The organism is Aquimonas voraii, assembly GCF_900101825.1.
GTDB classification, from domain to species: Bacteria; Pseudomonadota; Gammaproteobacteria; order Xanthomonadales; family Xanthomonadaceae; genus Aquimonas; species Aquimonas voraii.
The window spans coordinates 133,217-148,807 of the sequence record NZ_FNAG01000004.1 but is presented as its reverse complement, the minus strand read 5'-3'; the positions used below and the strand labels follow the sequence as shown (position 1 = coordinate 148,807).

The following is a 15,591-nucleotide window of genomic DNA, read 5'->3' as shown; positions in this document are numbered from 1 at the left end:
GCACCGATGCGCACGTCCATTCTTCCCCTCCTCGTCCTGATCACCTTCGCCGGCAGTGCCGCCGCCGAGCGCCTGACCAGCATCGACAAGGTCAACGGCTCGATCCGCACCGAGCAGGGCCGGGCCTATGACAGCCTTGAAACCGTCAACGGCAGCGTCACGCTTGCGGCGCAGGTGCAGGCGGAGAGCGTCGAGACGGTCAACGGCAGCATCAGCCTCAACGAGGGCGCCCGCGCCGAAAGCGTGGAGACCGTCAACGGCTCGATCAGCTTCGGCGCCTCGTCGCAGGCCGGCTCGGCCGAGACCGTCAACGGCAGCATCCGCCTCGATCGCGGTGCAGCCGTGCAGCGCGATGTCGAGACCGTCAACGGCGCGATCCGCCTCGAAGCCGCGACGATTGGCGGCGATGTCGAAACCGTCAACGGCGACATCACCCTGCTCGACGGCAGCCGTATCGCCGGCGGCATCACCATCGAGAAACCCAGCACCGGCTGGTTCAACTGGGGCGGCAACACCCGCCTGCCGAAGATCGTGATCGGTCCGGACTCCGAAGTAGTCGGCCCCATGGTGTTCAAGCGCGAAGTCGAACTGTTCGTGCACGAAAGCGCGCGCATCGGCCGCGTCGAGGGTGCGGAAGCCAAGCGCTACAGCGGCAGCGATCTGCCGTAACGGCGGTGATTGGGCCAAGGACGGCCGCCGGCTTCAACGGAAGGCGCAGCCTTCGACGTGATCGTTGACCAACCCCATCGCCTGCATGAAGGCATAGCAGGTGGTGGGGCCGACGAATTTGAAGCCACGCTTTCGCAGATCCTTCGACAGCGCTGTGGAGCTGGGCGTCTGCGCCATCGCGCGCAGGCTGTCCCAGTCGCAGCGCGTGGGCCGCTCGGCGTCGGGCGGGCGAAAACCCCAAATGTACGCGGCAAAGCTGCCGCATTCGCGCTGTACCTCGATGACCCTCGTGGCATTGTTGATCGTCGCCTCGATCTTGCCGCGGTGGCGGACGATACCGGCGTCACCGAGGAGCCGCTGGATGTCGTCGGCATCGAAGCGGGCGACGCGATGCGGGTCAAAGCCAGCAAACGCTTCGCGAAACTTCTCGCGCTTGCGCAGGATGGTCAGCCAGCTCAAACCCGACTGGAAACCTTCGAGGCAGAGTTTCTCGAAAAGGCGCAGGTCATCGCGCACCGGCCGCCCCCACTCGTGGTCGTGGTAATGCGCGTAGTCCGGCAGGTTCTGCTGCCAGGCGCAGCGCAGCACGCCATCCTCGCCGCGCAGCAGTCCCGCGGGGAGATCGCTCATGAAGAGAGTGCTCCGTAGCGCGCATTGAGCAGAACGAGAGCCTGCAGGGCGAGGAAGGCGTACATGCCCGCCAGCAGGTCATCGAACATCGCGCCGAAGCCGCCGTGCAGGCGCCGATCGGCCCAACGCACGGGCCACGGCTTCCACACGTCGAACAGCCGGAACAGCGCAAAGCCCAGCAGCATCCAGGCCCAGCCGGCGGGAGCGAGGAACAGGGCCAGCCACTGCCCGACCCATTCGTCCGCGACCACGACGCCGGGGTCGTCCACGCGGATCGTGCGGACGACCCACTCCGCTGCGAGCACGCCAAGCGCAAAGAAGCCCAGCACGATCACGAGGTAGTCCGCGGGCGGCAACTCGCGCAGCCACAGCCACGGAACCAGCGCGGCAGCGCTGCCCACGGTGCCCGGCGCAATCGGCGAGAAGCCCGAGCCGAAGCCGCTGGCGATCCAGCCGTAGGGGTGTTTGAGCAGGCTCAGCGGGGGACGGTTGCGCTTCATGCGCGCAAGTATGCCGGCAGCGCCACGCAAGGGGTTTGTCGCGACATCGCCCGAGTCCCGAGCGCACAGCCCCAACCGAAGGCGATGCATCACGGTCTGAGCCCGCCCGACGCGGACCGGGACCAGCCATGCGAACCGAAGGATGGGGTACGAACCGTGAGCTCGCGTGGGCGCGACCCCGACGGATGCACAGGGTGGGGCCCGGCCCGCCGTGGCGATGGGGTCGCATCGAGCACAGGAAACCAACACGCTCATCCCGCGTGGCGCCGGAGACAGGATCAAGGGCCGAGGGAGATCGGCGGCCGCGGCAGGGGCCCGGGCCCACCCGATGCAGAGCGGGTGGGACGCCGGCTTCGCAGCTCAGACGAAATGCTCGTAACCGCGCCCTGAAGGCACGTAGCCGCAGGCACGTCCTCCGCGCTCGAAGGCGAGGCCGGGTTCGGCGGTAATGCGCCCGATGCGGGCAAGTTCGCCGCGGGCGAACTCAGGCAGCGCTTCGATGCGTTCGGCGTCACCGCTGACCACCAGCTCGTAGTCATCGCCGCCCGCGAGCTGAAGGGGCCAGCGCTGTTCGGCCTCCGGGAGCAGGGCGCACAGCGCCGTCGATGCGGGCAGTGCATCGAGATCGATCACCGCGCCGACTCCGCTGGCCTGCAGCACATGGCCGAGATCGGCCAGCAGGCCGTCGCTGACATCGATGCCTGCGCGCGCCACACCGGCCAAGGCACACCCCAGCGCGAGGCGCGGCGTCGGTCGATCGAGACGGGCGCGCAGCGTCTCCGCGACTGCGGTGTGCCCGCACGCGATCCGCCCCTGCAGCAGCGCCAGCCCCGCCGCCGCATCGCCCAGCGAGCCGCTGACGTAGAGGGCATCCCCCGCCCGCGCCGCATCGCGACGCAGGGCCTGCGCAGGCGCCACGCTGCCGATCGCCTGCACGCTGAGGCTCAAGGGACCGCGCGTGGTGTCGCCGCCGACCAGGGCAACGTCGTGCTGCTCGGCAAGCGAGAGCAGGCCGTCGATCAAGGCATCGACAAAGGCCGGGGCCGGGCTCGCCAGGCTCAGCGCCAGCGTCGCCCAGCGCGGTGTGGCGCCCATGGCGGCGAGGTCGCTCAGATTGACCGCCAGCGCCTTCCAGCCGATATCGAAGGGCGCGGTCTCCAGCGGGAAGTGCACGCCGGCATTCAGCGTATCGACGCAGACGCAAAGCGCTTCGCCGGCGGGCGGCGAGGCCAGCAGCGCGGCGTCGTCGCCGATGCCGAGCAGCACATCAGGGCGGATGCGGCTGCGCGCAGCGATGCGCGCGATCAGGTCGAACTCGCCGGTGGCCACGGCGATGCGCGCGATCAGCCGCGACGGGGGCCGCCGCGGGCCTCGGCGGCGCGCCAGCTTTGCGCGCCGCGGTCCAGCACACCGTTGATGTAGGTGTGGCCGTGCTCTGAGCCGAAGCGCTTGGCGATCTCGATGGCCTCGTTGATGATCACGCGATAGGGCACGTCGAGCCGATGCAGCAGTTCGTAGACGGCAAGTCGCAGCACGCCGCGCTCGATCGGATCGACCTGTTCGAGCGGGCGATCGATGAAGGGCGCGAGCGCCTCGTCGACCTGGGCCAGATGGGCCTCCAGCCCGCGCAGCAGATCCTCGAAATACTCGAGATCAGCGATCTCCATGTCCTGCTCGTCGCGGAACTGCTCCAGCACCTTGTTCATGCTGGAACCGGACAGCTGCCAGGCGTAGACCGCCTGCAGGGCGCGGCGGCGGGCGCGCGAGCGCGCGGCGGGATCGATGCCATCGGGACGGGTGTGCTTCATGTTCGGCTCCGCGGGCGGGGTGCTTGGCCCTGCCCTGTTGATGCAGGCGCTGGCGAACCAGCGCGTGGGCTCAGTCGTCCTGGCCGCGCAGGGCGGTGATCAGGCTGGCCATCTCCAAGGCGGCCAGGGCGGCCTCCTCACCCTTGTTGCCGTGGCTGCCGCCGGCGCGGTTCTCGGCATCTTCCAGTCGCTCGACGGCGAGCACGCCATTGGCGACCGGAATGCCGGAATCCAGCGCCACGCGGGCGAGGCCGTCCGCACACAGATCCGCCACATGCTCGTAGTGGCGGGTGTCGCCACGCACCACACAGCCCAGGGCGATCAAGGCCACATGCCGGCCGGCCAGCGCCAGCTCGCGTGCCGCCAGCGGGAGCTCCCAGGCGCCGGGCACGCGGATCACATCGATGTCGGCCGCGTCGACGCCGTTGCCAGTGAGCGCGCGCCGCGCGCCGTCGACCAGGGTGTCGGTGATGCGCGGGTTCCAGCGGCTGGCCAGCACCGCGAAACGCGCGCCCGGCACCACCCGCAGGTCGCCTTCATAATGCGCCATGGGCTTCAAATTCTCTTGGGGGGACGGGAGTTTAGCTCATTGGTGAAGCTGGGATTGGGGATTCGGGATTCGGGATTAGTCAAAAGCCGGTGCGGCGAGCGCATCGCCAAGTTCAGCGCGTACAGCACATCCAACGTGGAGCGGAGAGGCAATGGGTCTAAGCACGCCCCCGAAACGTGCCCAGCCCCGCTCTCACGAATCCCGAATCCCAAATCCCGAATCCCGGCTCTCACCCATACCCCACGACTTCCAGCCCGAACCCGCCCAGGCCGATCTGCCGGCGCGGGGTGCCTAGAACGCGCAGCTTGCCGGCGCCCAGGTCGGCCAGGATCTGCGAGCCGGCGCCGTTGCGGCGCCACTGGCCGGCGCGGGCGCCGGCGGGACCGGCATCGCCGTGGCCGGGCTGCGCGGTGTCGCCAGTAATCCTTGCCAGCATCTGTTCGGCCGACTGCGGCTCGGTCAGCACCACCAGCACGCCGGCACCGGCGGCGTCGATGGCCTGCAGCGCGTCAATGGCAGCGACGCCGAAATCCGGTCGCTGCCAGTGCAGCACGTCGGCCAGCGGGTTCTTCACGTGCACGCGCACCAAGGTGGGCTGATCGGCGCGGATCTCCCCGCGCACCAGGGCGAAGTGCAGCTCGGGGCTGATTCGGTCGCGGTAGGTGTGCAGGGTGAAGGCGCCGAAGCGGGTCTGGATCGGCCGACTGTCGATGCGCTCGACGGTGTGCTCGTTGGCCAGGCGATAGGCCACGAGATCTTCGATCGAGCCCATCTTGAGGCCGTGCTCGCGCGCGAAGATTTCGAGATCCGGCCGCCGCGCCATGCTGCCGTCCGGGTTCAGGATCTCGACGAGAACGCCGGCCGGCTCCAGGCCGGCGAGGCGCGGCAGGTCGGAGGCGGCTTCGGTGTGTCCGGTGCGCGTCAGCACGCCGCCGGGCTGGGCGGTCAGCGGAAAGATGTGGCCGGGCTGGCGCAGATCGGCGGCGCGCGCGTCAGGCTTCACCGCCGTGCGGATGGTATGCGCACGGTCGTACGCCGAGATGCCGGTGGTCACGCCCTCGGCGGCCTCGATCGACACCGTGAAGTTGGTGCGGTAGGGCGAGTTGTTGTCGACGACCATCGGCGGCAGCGCCAGCTGCTGGCAGCGCTCGCGGGTGAGCGAGAGGCAGACCAGGCCGCGCGCATGCGTCACCATGAAATTGATGTCCTGCGGCCGCACCAGCTCGGCCGCCATGATCAGATCGCCCTCGTTCTCACGGTCCTCGTCATCGACGATGACGACCATGCGACCGGCGCGGATTTCTTCGAGGATTTCGGGGATGGGGGAGAAGGGCATTTTCTGACCGGGATTCGGGAGTCGGGATTGGGGATTCGTTAGGAGCAGCTTGAGGCACGCCCGATGTCGAGCATCGATCCGAGGCATTGAACCAAAGACGTGAGGCGCCGGACTTTCGTTCAGTCGGAGCCCCCGGCTTCTGACGAATCCCGAATCCCGACTCCCGAATCCCGAGCGGCAACCAGCCGCTCAAGATACCTCGCCACCAGATCGACCTCGATGTTCACCCGCGCGCCAGCGCCGAGCGCACCGAAGTTGGTGTGGGTCACGGTATGCGGGACCAGGTTGACCTCGAACTCGGCGCCCTCGACGGTGTTGACCGTGAGGCTGGTGCCTTCGATGCAGACCGAGCCCTTCTCGGCAATGTAGCGCGCAAGGCTCTGCGGCACGCGGAAGCGCCAGCGCTGCGAGCGCGCGTCTTCGCTGATCGACACCACCTCGCCCACACCATCGACATGGCCGGAGACCATATGCCCGCCGAAACGGCCGTCGGCGCGCATGGCGCGCTCAAGATTGACCGCAGAACCGGGCTTGAGCCCGCCGAGCGTGGTGCGCGAGAGCGTCTCGTTGGAGACGTCCGCCGCGAAACTCGCGGCATCGAAGGCGATGACGGTCAGACAGACGCCACTGACCGCGATGCTCTCGCCCAGCACCACGTCATGCATGTCGAGCGTGCCGGTTTCGATGTGCAGGCGCACGTCGCCATCGACAGGTTCCAGCGCGCGAATTTTGCCGACGGATTCGATGATTCCAGTGAACATGGTTGGGAGCCGGGATTGGGGGGTGAGGAGGCTGGCTGGCGCGGCACTGCCGCGCCAGCCGACGAACGCCCGAGCGCTATGCGCGAGGGCCGGGGAAGCGGCATCAGCGTCTGAACGCTTCGCTCCTTCGAAGCGCATGCTGCCGATCAACGCGACCCGCATAGGGTGTGCCCTGGCCCACCGGGGCTCAACGCTCACCTCAGGGTTTGCTGCGGTGGGACGGCGCGCTCGAATCAGATGCGTCGTGCGGGTCAAGTTCACGGTGGGCCAGGGCCCACCCTAGGGTGCCTCTCCGGGGCGCAGGCGCAGGCGCTGGTCGACGCCAACCTGCCGGCGCTCGATCACCCGCCAGCGGGCGTGCTGATCGAGGCGCTGCAGGCCGAGCGCATCCAGCATCGGCTGCGCATCGCCGCCCAGCAGCAGGGGCGCCTGATAGAGCAGCAGCTCATCAACGAAACCGCCGCGCACCAGTGCGCCTGAAAGTCGCGGACCGCATTCCACCAACAGTTCATTCACTCCGCGTCGCGCGAGTTCGGCCAGCACTGCTGCAAGGTCGAGCCCGTGATCGCCCTCGGCCACGCCCAGGTGCTGCACAAACGGCGCGCAGTCTGCAGGCGCGGCGATGCGCTCGGCGTGAAACACCAGGGTCGGTGCCGCGTCATCCGCCAGCAGGTTCGCCGAGCGCGGCAGACGCAGCTCGCGATCCAGCAGGACGCGCAGCGGCGGCACGGATTCCGCGTCGGCGAGGCGGACGGTGAGCCGGGGATCATCGGCCAGCGCGGTGCCGCTGCCAGTGAGGATGGCAGAGGCGCGGGCGCGCCAGCGCTGCACATCGGCGCGCGCGGCCTCGCCGGTGATCCACTTCGACTCGCCCGAGGCCAGGGCGATACGCCCGTCGAGGCTGGCCGCAAGCTTGAGCCGCAGGAAGGGCCGAGCGCGCTCGACCCGGCTGAAGAAACCGATGTTGAGTTCACGCGCCTGTTCGCGCATGAGCCCCGAGACGACCTCGATGCCAGCCGCGCGCATGCGTTCGACCGCCCCACCCTCGCGCTGGAAGGCGTCCTCGCAGGCGATCACCACGCGCGCCACGCCAGCAGCGATCAGCGCATCCGCGCAGGGTGGCGTGCGTCCATGCAGGCCGCAGGGCTCAAGCGTGACGTAAGCGGTGGCGCCGCGCGCCGACTCGCCGGCCGCGCGCAGCGCATGCACCTCCGCATGCGGACCGCCGGCACGGACATGCCAGCCCTCGCCCAGCACGTCCTCGCCACGCGCGATCACGCAGCCGACCCGCGGATTCGGCTGGGTGCTGAACAGCCCGCGCGCAGCCAGACGCAGGGCCCGCGCCATATGGGCGTGATCGGTGGGTGAGAAGCGGGGATTGGGGATGGGGAATTGGGGATTCACAGCCGGTGGGCCTGAAGTGGTCTGGCGGCCGAAGCGTCCACGCAGGCGGAGGCATGCGGCGTCTCTACGGGGCTGGCAGGGTCGCGATCCGGCCGCACGAACGGCAAGGAGAAACTCGGGACACGAGCCACGACAAGGCCGGGCGATGGCGTGTCGACCCTGTGGCCCGGGTTGAGCCGCGTGCCCGCGCTCAGGGCGCCGCATCCTCGGCCGGCGGCTCGGGCTCCGGCGCATTCGGATGGGTGCGCGTGCGCATCAGAATCGCCGGCCCCACCGGCAGGCGCACCACGCCGATGCGCTCCCAGCCGTGGCGCTCGTAGTAGGGCGCCTGGTCGCGTGTCCAGAGATGCAGGTGTGCGTGCCCCATGTCGAAGGCTTCGCAGCTGGCGCGCTGCATCAGCGCGCGACCGATGCCGCGACCGCGCAGATCCGGGCGCACGAAGAAATTGGCGAGCCAGGGGGCGTGCTCGGGGCCGCCGGGCGGATCCTCCAGCAGCAGGCTGACCGAGCCCAACGCTTCGCCCTCCTCGCCGATGGCCACCAGGGTGCAGGGCAATTCGTGCAGGCGGTGGGTGGCGAGTTCGGCCGCGGCCGCGGCGACGCCCCAGTTCGGCACGTAGTGCCGGAAAGCGTCGTAGTGCCAGGCAGCGAGTGTCGGCACCAGATCACGGTGCGCCGACAGCCAGGTGATGCGGTAGTCGGACGTCGGCGCCACCGACTGCGGTGAATCGGTCGTCTCGCTCATTTGCGACCTCGCGTGGGCGTGGGCGGCAGGTCCTGAAGCAGCGGCAATTGCACCTTGTCGAGGCCGGGCAGCTCGCGTTCGAGCTTCTCAATCTCTTCGCGAAAGGCCTGAACGTCCTCGAAGCGACGATACACCGAGGCGAATCGGACGTAAGCCACCTGGTCGAGCTCACGCAGAGCCTCCATGACCCACTCGCCAAGCTGGCGCGAGGGCAGCTCGCGCTCGGCCGAGGAGCGCAGCTGGCGGACGATGCCGCGGACCGCGTCGTCAATCGCCGGCTCCGACACGGGTCGCTTCTGCAGCGCCTTGCCGAGGCTGCCGCGCAGCTTGCGCTCGTCGAAGGCCTCGCGCCGGCCGTCACTCTTCACGATCGCCGGCAGCTTGATCTCGACCGTTTCCAGGGTCGAGAAGCGCTCTCCGCAGCCCGGACACTCGCGACGCCGACGGATACTGCTGCCCTCGTCGGCCACCCGCGAGTCCACCACCCGGGTATCGGCACGCGAGCAGAACGGGCAATGCATCAGCACGCCTCCTGCAGCAGCGGAAAGCTCAAGCGCAGGCCTGCCTGCTCGGGCAGGGCCTGCCAGCGCGCGCCCAGCGCCTGCGCCCGCTGGAACAGCTGCAGCGAAGCCTGCGGGTGCGGCCACGGCGGGATCGGCACGCCACGCATGGCGCAGGCGGTCTCGACGCCGTAGTCGAATGCAACGACGTCGAACGCACCCTGCCAAAGCTGGGTCTGCAAGGCCTCGACCACCGATTCGGCCTGCGGCGACTGCGCGCTGCGCTGCGGATCGGCGAAGTCGTGGAAGGTCTTGGAGAGAAAGCCGATGTCAGCGCCGGCGGCGACACGCCCCATGAACCCGTTGTCGAATTCGAGGGCGGTCTCCACCAGGGCGTGCAAGAGGTCATGCGGCAGGATGCCCTGCCGCGGCATCTCGACCTCGGTGCGGCTGCCATCGGCGCGCTCGCAGATCAGGCGATCGAAGCTGCCGCCGGCCGACCCTTTGAGCGCATGCAGCTGCATGGAAGTTCAGCCGTAGACCGGCAGTCGACGGCACTGCGCGGTGATGGCCTGGCGCACGCGCGCCAGCACCGCCTCGTCGGCCGGGGCATCCAGCACATCGGCGATCAGGTTGGCGAGTTCGACGCAATCGGCTTCGGTGTAGCCGCGGGTGGTGACGGCGGGGGTGCCGATGCGCAGACCGGAGGTGACGAAGGGCGAGCGCGGGTCGTTCGGCACCGAGTTCTTGTTGACCGTGATGTGCGCCTTGCCGAGTGCGGCCTCGGCGTCCTTGCCGCTGACCTCGCGGCCGATCAGGTCGATCAGCATCAGATGGTTCTCGGTGCCGCCCGACACGATCTTGTAGCCGCGCGACATCAGCGTTTTCGCCATCGCCTGGGCGTTCTTAACCACCTGCTGCTGGTAGGCCTTGAACTCGGGCTCCAGCGCCTCCTTGAAGGCCACTGCCTTGGCAGCGATGACGTGCATCAGCGGGCCGCCCTGGATGCCGGGGAAGACGATGCTCTGCAGCTTCTTCTCCAGCTCCTCGGCCTTGTCGCCGGCACCTTCGCGGCTGAACACGATGATGCCGCCGCGCGGTCCGCGCAGGGTCTTGTGGGTGGTGCTGGTGACCACGTGCGCATGCGGCAGCGGGTTCGGGTAGACGCCCGCGGCGACGAGGCCTGCGATGTGCGCCATGTCGACGAACAGGACGGCGCCGACCTTGTCGGCGATGGCGCGGAAGCGCGCCCAGTCCATCACCTGGGAGTAGGCCGAGAAGCCGGCGATGATCATCTTGGGCGTGTGCTCGATGGCGAGCTTCTCGACCTCGTCCATGTCGATCAGGCCGTGCTCGTTGACGCCGTACTGCACGGCGTTGAACAGCTTGCCGGAGGCATTGACCTTGGCGCCATGGGTGAGATGACCGCCGTGGGCCAGGCTCATGCCGAGGATGGTGTCGCCCGGCTGCAGCAGGGCCAGGAACACGCCCTGGTTGGCCTGGCTGCCCGAGTGCGGCTGCACGTTGGCGTAGTCGGCGCCGAACAGCTGCTTGCAGCGTTCGATGGCCAGCTTCTCGGCGACGTCGACGTGCTCGCAGCCGCCGTAGTAGCGCTTGCCCGGATAGCCCTCGGCGTACTTGTTGGTCAGCACGCTGCCCTGGGCTTCGAGCACGCGCGGGCTGGCGTAGTTCTCGGACGCGATCAGTTCGACGTGGTCCTCCTGGCGCTGGCGCTCGGCGGCCATGGCCGCGGCGAGTTCGGGGTCATAGCCTTCGATCTTCATGGAGGACGCGAACATGGGGCGGTCACCGGCGCTGGGAGGGAGGCCGCCGATGATACCGTGCCGGGGTTTGAGCCCTGAAATTCGCCCATGTCACAACCGATCTCCGCGCCCCCTGCCCCGTCCGCCGAAGACACCGTCCAAGCCTATGCTCGCCTGTGCCAGAGCGAGGCGCAGGGCGCTCCGGTACGGCGCGACGCCGCCCGCGCGCGGTCGGAGGCGGTCGGCGACCTGTACTCGGCCATGGACTGGGCCTTCGAGTGCTTCGCCGGCTACCGTTTCCGTGAGGGGCACGCCGCACTCGCAGTGGCGCGCCAGCGCGACCCCGCCTTCCTCGCCGCGCGCTGGCTCGGCTTCCAGTACCCGCTGGATCCCAGCCCGGCCAGCGAGACCGAACAGCAGGCCTACCTGCAGCGCTGGCGCGAGGGCCTGCGCTGGTTCGAGTCGCAGGATTTCCGTCGTCCCGGCATGGCCGCCCAGGTCTGGGGCTGCGTCGGCAGCGCGACGCCCTTCTACCTGCACTACCTGGAGGACGCGGTGCCGGAGATGCGCCGCTATGGGCGCCTTGTCGCGCGGATGATGGCCGCGCTCGATCCCGGCTTGCCGCCGCGGCCACTGCGCCAGGGCCGGCGCCGCATCGCCGTGGTCAGCGCGCACTTCCGCGAGCATACGGTGGCGCGACTGTTCCTGCCCCTGTTCGAGAGCCTGGACCGCGACCGCTTCGAGGTCCATTTCCTCGATCTCGAACCGGGGGCCGCCGAGTGGCAGGCGCGGCTGAACGCCGCCGGCACCCGCCACGCCGGCCCGCGCCCGGCGCCGCAGTGGCGGGCCCTGCTCGCCGCGCTGCAGCCCGATGTGATCGTCTACCCCGAAATCGGCATGCACCCGATGCACCAGGGCCTCGCCGCGCTGCGTCTCGCCCCCGTTCAGACCTGCCTGTGGGGGCACCCGGTCACCACCGGCCTGCCGACGATCGACTACGCCCTGGTGCCGGATGCGCTGGAGCCGCGCAATGCGGCGGAGCACTACCACGAGGCGCTGGTGCGCCTGCCGGGCTTGGGCCATGGGCTTGCGCCGGCGTCGCCGCGCGCACCCGGCGAGGCCCCGGAGGACGTGCGTCGCCAGGGGCCGGACGACCTGGAGATCCTCTGCGCGCAGGCGGCCTTCAAACTGCTGCCGGCCCAGGACGCGGTGTTCGCGCGGATCCTGCGAGCGCTGCCGCAGGCCCGCCTGCACCTGACCCCGCTGGTTGGCGAGGCGCACATTGCCGATCTGCGCGCGCGCATGCGCCCGGCCTTCGAGCGCGAGGGCGTGGACATGGATGCGCGCGTGCTGACCCATGCCTTGATGCCCCTGGAGCGCTTCCAGGCCTTGGCCGCGGCCTGCGACTTCGGTCTCGACACCCTGGGCTGGTCGGGCGGGATGAGCGCGCTCGACCTGCTGCCGCAGGGTCTGCCGATCGTCGCAGTCGAAGGCCCGACCATGCGCTCGCGGCAGACCGCCGCCCTGCTGAGGTGGCTGGACACCCCGGAGTTGATCGCCCGCGATGCGGCCGACATGGTCCGCATCGCGCAGCGGCTGGGCAGCGACGCAGCACTGCGCGCACAGCTGCGCGCCCGGCTGCGCGAGCGGGCACCGTCGCTGTATGCAAGCGCCGATACCCAGCGGGCCTTCGCAGAGTTCCTGGCGACGGCGCAGCCGCGCGCCAGCTGACATCCCGCGCTGCAAACGCAGACAGCCCGGCAGGTGCCGGGCTGTCTGCGTATCGCGGGGGCTGCGATGGATGGTCGGGGGCTCCGGCGGTTCCGGCCGCAGGCCGCCCGGCACGCGCGAGGCTTACAGGCCCAGCGCCTTCTCCGCCGGCACGTAGGGCAGGTTGAAGCCCTCCGCCACCGGCTGGTAGGTGACGTGGCCAGCGTGCACGTTCAAGCCGCGCAGCAGGTGCAAGTTCTCCGCCATGGCGCGCTTGGCGCCCTTGTTGGCCAACTCGAGGATGAAAGGCAGGGTCGCGTTGTTGAGCGCGAAGGTGCTGGTGCGCGGCACCGCGCCCGGCATGTTGGCGACGCAGTAGTGCACGACGTCATCAACGATGTAGGTCGGCTCGGCGTGGGTGGTGGCGTGCGCGGTCTCGAAGCAGCCGCCCTGGTCGATGGCGACGTCGACCACGGCCGCGCCCGGTTTCATGCGCCGTACCAGATCCGCGCTGACCAGCTTGGGCGCCGCGGCACCCGGGATCAGCACGCCGCCGATCACCAGGTCGGCCGTCAGCACGTGACGCTCGACCGCATCGGCGCTGGAGAACACGGTCTCGACGCGGGTGCCGAACTGGGCGACCAGACGACGCAGCACGTCGACGTTGCGGTCGAGGATCACCACCTGCGCGCCCAGGCCGACGGCCATCAGCGCGGCGTTCGCACCGACCACGCCGCCGCCCAGAATCACCACCTTGGCGGGCTCCACGCCCGGCACGCCGCCGAGCAGCATGCCGCGGCCGCCGTTGGCCTTCTGCAGGGCGGTCGCACCGGCCTGGATCGACATGCGGCCGGCCACTTCGGACATCGGCGCCAGCAGCGGCAGGCTGCCATTGGCGGCGGTGACGGTCTCATAGGCGATGCAGGTCGCCTTGGACTTGATCAGGTCTTCCGTCTGCGGCCAGTCCGGCGCGAGGTGCAGGTAGGTGAACAGCACCTGGCCCTCGCGGAGGCGGGCGCGCTCGACCGCCTGCGGCTCCTTGACCTTGACGATCATCTCGGCCTTCGCGAACACCTCGTCGGCCGTTACCAGCACCGTGGCGCCCGCGGCGACGTAATCCGCGTCCGAGCAGCCGATGCCGGCGCCGGCGTTCGTTTCAACGACCACCTGATGGCCCTGCTGGACCAGTTCGCGGACCGAGGCCGGCACCATGCCGACGCGGTATTCGTGGTTTTTGATTTCCTTGGGAACGCCGATCAGCATGGCTGCGACCTCGATGCGGTGGATGAGGGGAATGCCCTGCCATGACGCGCCGCAACAGAGCAGATCCGCTGCCCGAAGCGTCCAAGGCAAAACAGCCGCGAAGTCTAGGCGCGGCTTGCCAGAGTTTCCTGCTGTAGATTGAAGATCGACCGCCGAATCGTCGGCCCAAGCGCGACTTCGCAGCAGGATCTCCGTGAAGCAGAAGAAAGTTGTTTTAAATCAATTGGATAAGATCGACCGCCGAATCCTGCGCGAACTCCAGCGCGACGGCCGTTTGGCCAATGTCGAGCTGGCCAAGCGCGTTGGCCTATCGCCCACGCCCTGTCTCGAACGGGTCAAGAAGCTGGAGGACGAGGGCTATATCCGCGGCTACCACGCGCGCCTCGACCCGGGCCGCATGGGCGCCGGCCTGCTGGTGTTCGTCGAGATCCGTCTGCTGCGCACGGCCATGGACGTGTTCGAGGAGTTCAAGCGCGCCGTGGTGGTGCTGCCGCAGGTGCTGGAGTGCCACCTGGTGTCCGGCGACTTCGACTACCTCATCAAGGCCCGCGTGCCCGACATGGCCGCCTACCGCCGCCTGCTGGGCGAAACCCTGCTGACCCTGCCCCACGTGTCCGGCTCACGCAGCTACGCGGTGATGGAGGAGGTCAAGGAGACGCTGGAGCTCGAGGTGGATGGATAGCGGGGTTGGGGTTTCGTAGGGCTCCGCAGGATGCGCGCGTGAGCCCCTCTCCCCTTGTGGGAGAGGGGTTGGGGAGAGGGGGAGAAAAGCTTGCCGCGAGATGGCTGCACCTCTCCCACAAGGGGAGAGGGGAGACGATCGGCCAGCTGATGCAGCCCATTCACCAGTCTTCCATCTGCCGCGCCCAGGGCCTGCGCCAGGCGGGAACGCTTGCGCGGCCCTGCTCTACGAATCCCGAATCCCGAATCCCGAATCCCTGCTTACGGCGGCTGCACCCAGATCCGATCCCACATTTCGGCCAGCCGTCGTCTCACCTGCCAAGGCCAGGCCAGCTGCTCGGGGCGGATCTCCTCGATCCCCGTATCGGTGACCCGCGCCACCGCGAAGTTGAAGCTGTAGTCGGGTTCCGCCCCCATGCGCAGATCGGACAGCACGATCCGGCCCTCGCGCACCTCGGCCTTCATGAAGCCGCGGTTGAACCACCGCAGGCGCTGCACCGACGGCAACTCGCGTACCGCGTCCAGCGCCGCGACGTCGCTGCGGTACTCGCGGAAACGGATCGGGCCCGAGTCCGCCCACAACGAGCGCTCGCCCTCGAGAAATCCCTCGGGCGTCATCACCACCACGCGCCACAGCAGGGTCTGGAAGGGCATGGGCACCGAAAAGCGCGGCGCATCCTCATGGCCGGTGCCCACCAGGCTGCGTTCGACTTCGCGCTCCACCAGAATCTTCGCGGTCAGCGACCAGCCGATGTAGCCGGTCGACAGTATCAGCCCGGCCAGCAGCGCGCGCGTTCCCGCGGGACGGTGACGCAGCAGCCAGCCCAGCACGCAGCCGATGAGCAGCGGCAGCGTGTAGAGCGGGTCGATGATGAACAGCGAGGCCCACATCGCCGGATGCGGCTGCAGCGGCCAGACCAGCTGGGTGCCGTAGACGGTGAGCGCATCCAGCAGCGGATGGGTGAACAGGGCCAGCGCGATGCCGGCCAGCCAGGCGCGCGGGGCCTCGCACACGGGGGCCCAGCGTCGCAGCAGCGCCCACAGCGCCAGGGCCAGCAGAGGCAGCAGGAACAGCGAATGCGAGGCGCCACGGTGCAGGGTCATCTGCTGCACCGGATCGAGATCGAAGAAGGACAGCGGGATGACATCAAGATCGGGCAAGGTGCCCAGGGCCGCGCCGATCAGAAGGCCGGCGCGGCGATGGCGTGAGGGCACGCAGGCGGCGGTGCAGGCCGCGCCCAGCAGCAGCTGGCTCAGCGAATCCATTCAGG

General features: G+C 69.2%; 17 protein-coding genes. 3 read left to right on the top strand and 14 right to left on the bottom strand.

Annotated elements, in window-relative coordinates; genetic code table 11:
- Window positions 1-6: 6 nt before the first annotated feature.
- Window positions 7-669, top strand: a complete 663-nt coding sequence (locus BLP83_RS09435) for a DUF4097 family beta strand repeat-containing protein (RefSeq protein ID WP_245680000.1) — start codon at window positions 7-9, stop codon at window positions 667-669.
- 33 nt (window positions 670-702) lie between these two features.
- Here the strand turns inward: BLP83_RS09435 and BLP83_RS09430 are convergent, their stop codons facing one another.
- From BLP83_RS09430 to glyA, 12 genes are all read right to left on the bottom strand, one after another.
- Window positions 703-1,299: a DNA-3-methyladenine glycosylase I gene (locus BLP83_RS09430; protein WP_091241816.1), complete on the bottom strand. Its 597-nt coding sequence runs from the start codon at window positions 1,297-1,299 to the stop codon at window positions 703-705.
- Window positions 1,296-1,799 (bottom strand): phosphatidylglycerophosphatase A family protein, encoded by a 504-nt coding sequence (locus tag BLP83_RS09425; protein WP_091241814.1) that lies wholly within the window; start codon window positions 1,797-1,799, stop codon window positions 1,296-1,298. Before BLP83_RS09425 ends, BLP83_RS09430 begins: the two co-directional genes overlap by 4 nt.
- A 360-nt stretch (window positions 1,800-2,159) precedes the next feature.
- A complete protein-coding gene (gene thiL, locus BLP83_RS09420) occupies window positions 2,160-3,128 on the bottom strand; it encodes a thiamine-phosphate kinase (RefSeq protein ID WP_245679999.1) in 969 nt (322 codons plus the stop codon).
- Window positions 3,129-3,142: 14 nt separating this feature from the next.
- Window positions 3,143-3,607, bottom strand: a complete 465-nt coding sequence (gene nusB, locus BLP83_RS09415) for a transcription antitermination factor NusB (protein ID WP_091241809.1) — start codon at window positions 3,605-3,607, stop codon at window positions 3,143-3,145.
- A gap of 70 nt (window positions 3,608-3,677) precedes the next feature.
- Window positions 3,678-4,157: a 6,7-dimethyl-8-ribityllumazine synthase gene (ribH, locus tag BLP83_RS09410; RefSeq protein WP_091241808.1), complete on the bottom strand. Its 480-nt coding sequence runs from the start codon at window positions 4,155-4,157 to the stop codon at window positions 3,678-3,680.
- A gap of 229 nt (window positions 4,158-4,386) precedes the next feature.
- Window positions 4,387-5,493, bottom strand: a complete 1,107-nt coding sequence (gene ribB / locus BLP83_RS09405; RefSeq protein WP_091241805.1) for a 3,4-dihydroxy-2-butanone-4-phosphate synthase — start codon at window positions 5,491-5,493, stop codon at window positions 4,387-4,389.
- A gap of 119 nt (window positions 5,494-5,612) precedes the next feature.
- Entirely contained in the window at window positions 5,613-6,254 is a 642-nt protein-coding gene (locus tag BLP83_RS09400) for a riboflavin synthase (protein WP_091241802.1), read from the bottom strand.
- A 279-nt stretch (window positions 6,255-6,533) separates the two neighbouring features.
- Window positions 6,534-7,601 carry a bifunctional diaminohydroxyphosphoribosylaminopyrimidine deaminase/5-amino-6-(5-phosphoribosylamino)uracil reductase RibD gene (ribD, locus tag BLP83_RS09395; protein ID WP_176764098.1) on the bottom strand — a complete coding sequence of 356 codons (1,068 nt, stop codon included), beginning with the start codon at window positions 7,599-7,601 and terminating at the stop codon, window positions 6,534-6,536.
- Window positions 7,602-7,848: 247 nt separating this feature from the next.
- Window positions 7,849-8,403, bottom strand: coding sequence for a GNAT family N-acetyltransferase (locus tag BLP83_RS09390; RefSeq protein WP_091241800.1), 555 nt, complete (start codon window positions 8,401-8,403; stop codon window positions 7,849-7,851).
- Window positions 8,400-8,924: a transcriptional regulator NrdR gene (gene nrdR / locus BLP83_RS09385; RefSeq protein ID WP_091241797.1), complete on the bottom strand. Its 525-nt coding sequence runs from the start codon at window positions 8,922-8,924 to the stop codon at window positions 8,400-8,402. The genes BLP83_RS09390 and nrdR overlap by 4 nt, the downstream gene beginning before the upstream one ends.
- On the bottom strand, window positions 8,924-9,427 hold the full coding sequence (locus BLP83_RS19030) for a hypothetical protein (RefSeq protein WP_091241794.1): 504 nt from the start codon (window positions 9,425-9,427) through the stop codon (window positions 8,924-8,926). The genes nrdR and BLP83_RS19030 overlap by 1 nt, the downstream gene beginning before the upstream one ends.
- Before the next feature lie 6 nt (window positions 9,428-9,433).
- Window positions 9,434-10,702, bottom strand: coding sequence for a serine hydroxymethyltransferase (gene glyA, locus BLP83_RS09375; protein WP_091241792.1), 1,269 nt, complete (start codon window positions 10,700-10,702; stop codon window positions 9,434-9,436).
- Between the two features lie 72 nt (window positions 10,703-10,774).
- Here glyA and BLP83_RS09370 point away from each other — a divergent pair, with 72 nt between their 5' ends.
- Window positions 10,775-12,397: an O-linked N-acetylglucosamine transferase family protein gene (locus BLP83_RS09370; protein WP_091241788.1), complete on the top strand. Its 1,623-nt coding sequence runs from the start codon at window positions 10,775-10,777 to the stop codon at window positions 12,395-12,397.
- 123 nt (window positions 12,398-12,520) lie between these two features.
- Here BLP83_RS09370 and ald read toward each other — a convergent pair whose 3' ends face one another.
- Complete coding sequence (gene ald / locus BLP83_RS09365) at window positions 12,521-13,639, bottom strand: alanine dehydrogenase (RefSeq protein WP_091241785.1); 1,119 nt, start codon at window positions 13,637-13,639, stop codon at window positions 12,521-12,523.
- A gap of 193 nt (window positions 13,640-13,832) precedes the next feature.
- On the opposite strand from ald, the gene lrp reads away from it, so the two are divergent.
- Window positions 13,833-14,321 carry a leucine-responsive transcriptional regulator Lrp gene (lrp, locus tag BLP83_RS09360; RefSeq protein ID WP_091241783.1) on the top strand — a complete coding sequence of 163 codons (489 nt, stop codon included), beginning with the start codon at window positions 13,833-13,835 and terminating at the stop codon, window positions 14,319-14,321.
- A gap of 260 nt (window positions 14,322-14,581) precedes the next feature.
- On the opposite strand, the gene BLP83_RS09355 is transcribed toward lrp, so the two are convergent.
- A complete protein-coding gene (locus tag BLP83_RS09355) occupies window positions 14,582-15,586 on the bottom strand; it encodes a metal-dependent hydrolase (RefSeq protein WP_091241780.1) in 1,005 nt (334 codons plus the stop codon).
- Window positions 15,587-15,591: the final 5 nt, after the last annotated feature.

Bases quoted from the DNA above. Each gene is read 5' to 3' on its own strand.
- ribD (WP_176764098.1), bottom strand. From the start codon at position 7,601: ATGGCGCGGGCCCTGCGTCTGGCTGCGCGCGGGCTGTTCAGCACCCAG.
- nusB (WP_091241809.1), bottom strand. From the start codon at position 3,607: ATGAAGCACACCCGTCCCGATGGCATCGATCCCGCCGCGCGCTCGCGC.
- ald (WP_091241785.1), bottom strand. From the start codon at position 13,639: ATGCTGATCGGCGTTCCCAAGGAAATCAAAAACCACGAATACCGCGTC.
- BLP83_RS09370 (WP_091241788.1), top strand. From the start codon at position 10,775: ATGTCACAACCGATCTCCGCGCCCCCTGCCCCGTCCGCCGAAGACACC.
- BLP83_RS09430 (WP_091241816.1), bottom strand. From the start codon at position 1,299: ATGAGCGATCTCCCCGCGGGACTGCTGCGCGGCGAGGATGGCGTGCTG.
- BLP83_RS19030 (WP_091241794.1), bottom strand. From the start codon at position 9,427: ATGCAGCTGCATGCGCTCAAAGGGTCGGCCGGCGGCAGCTTCGATCGC.
- nrdR (WP_091241797.1), bottom strand. From the start codon at position 8,924: ATGCATTGCCCGTTCTGCTCGCGTGCCGATACCCGGGTGGTGGACTCG.
- BLP83_RS09425 (WP_091241814.1), bottom strand. From the start codon at position 1,799: ATGAAGCGCAACCGTCCCCCGCTGAGCCTGCTCAAACACCCCTACGGC.
- ribB (WP_091241805.1), bottom strand. From the start codon at position 5,493: ATGCCCTTCTCCCCCATCCCCGAAATCCTCGAAGAAATCCGCGCCGGT.
- BLP83_RS09390 (WP_091241800.1), bottom strand. From the start codon at position 8,403: ATGAGCGAGACGACCGATTCACCGCAGTCGGTGGCGCCGACGTCCGAC.
- glyA (WP_091241792.1), bottom strand. From the start codon at position 10,702: ATGTTCGCGTCCTCCATGAAGATCGAAGGCTATGACCCCGAACTCGCC.
- BLP83_RS09400 (WP_091241802.1), bottom strand. From the start codon at position 6,254: ATGTTCACTGGAATCATCGAATCCGTCGGCAAAATTCGCGCGCTGGAA.
- BLP83_RS09435 (WP_245680000.1), top strand. From the start codon at position 7: ATGCGCACGTCCATTCTTCCCCTCCTCGTCCTGATCACCTTCGCCGGC.
- ribH (WP_091241808.1), bottom strand. From the start codon at position 4,157: ATGGCGCATTATGAAGGCGACCTGCGGGTGGTGCCGGGCGCGCGTTTC.
- BLP83_RS09355 (WP_091241780.1), bottom strand. From the start codon at position 15,586: ATGGATTCGCTGAGCCAGCTGCTGCTGGGCGCGGCCTGCACCGCCGCC.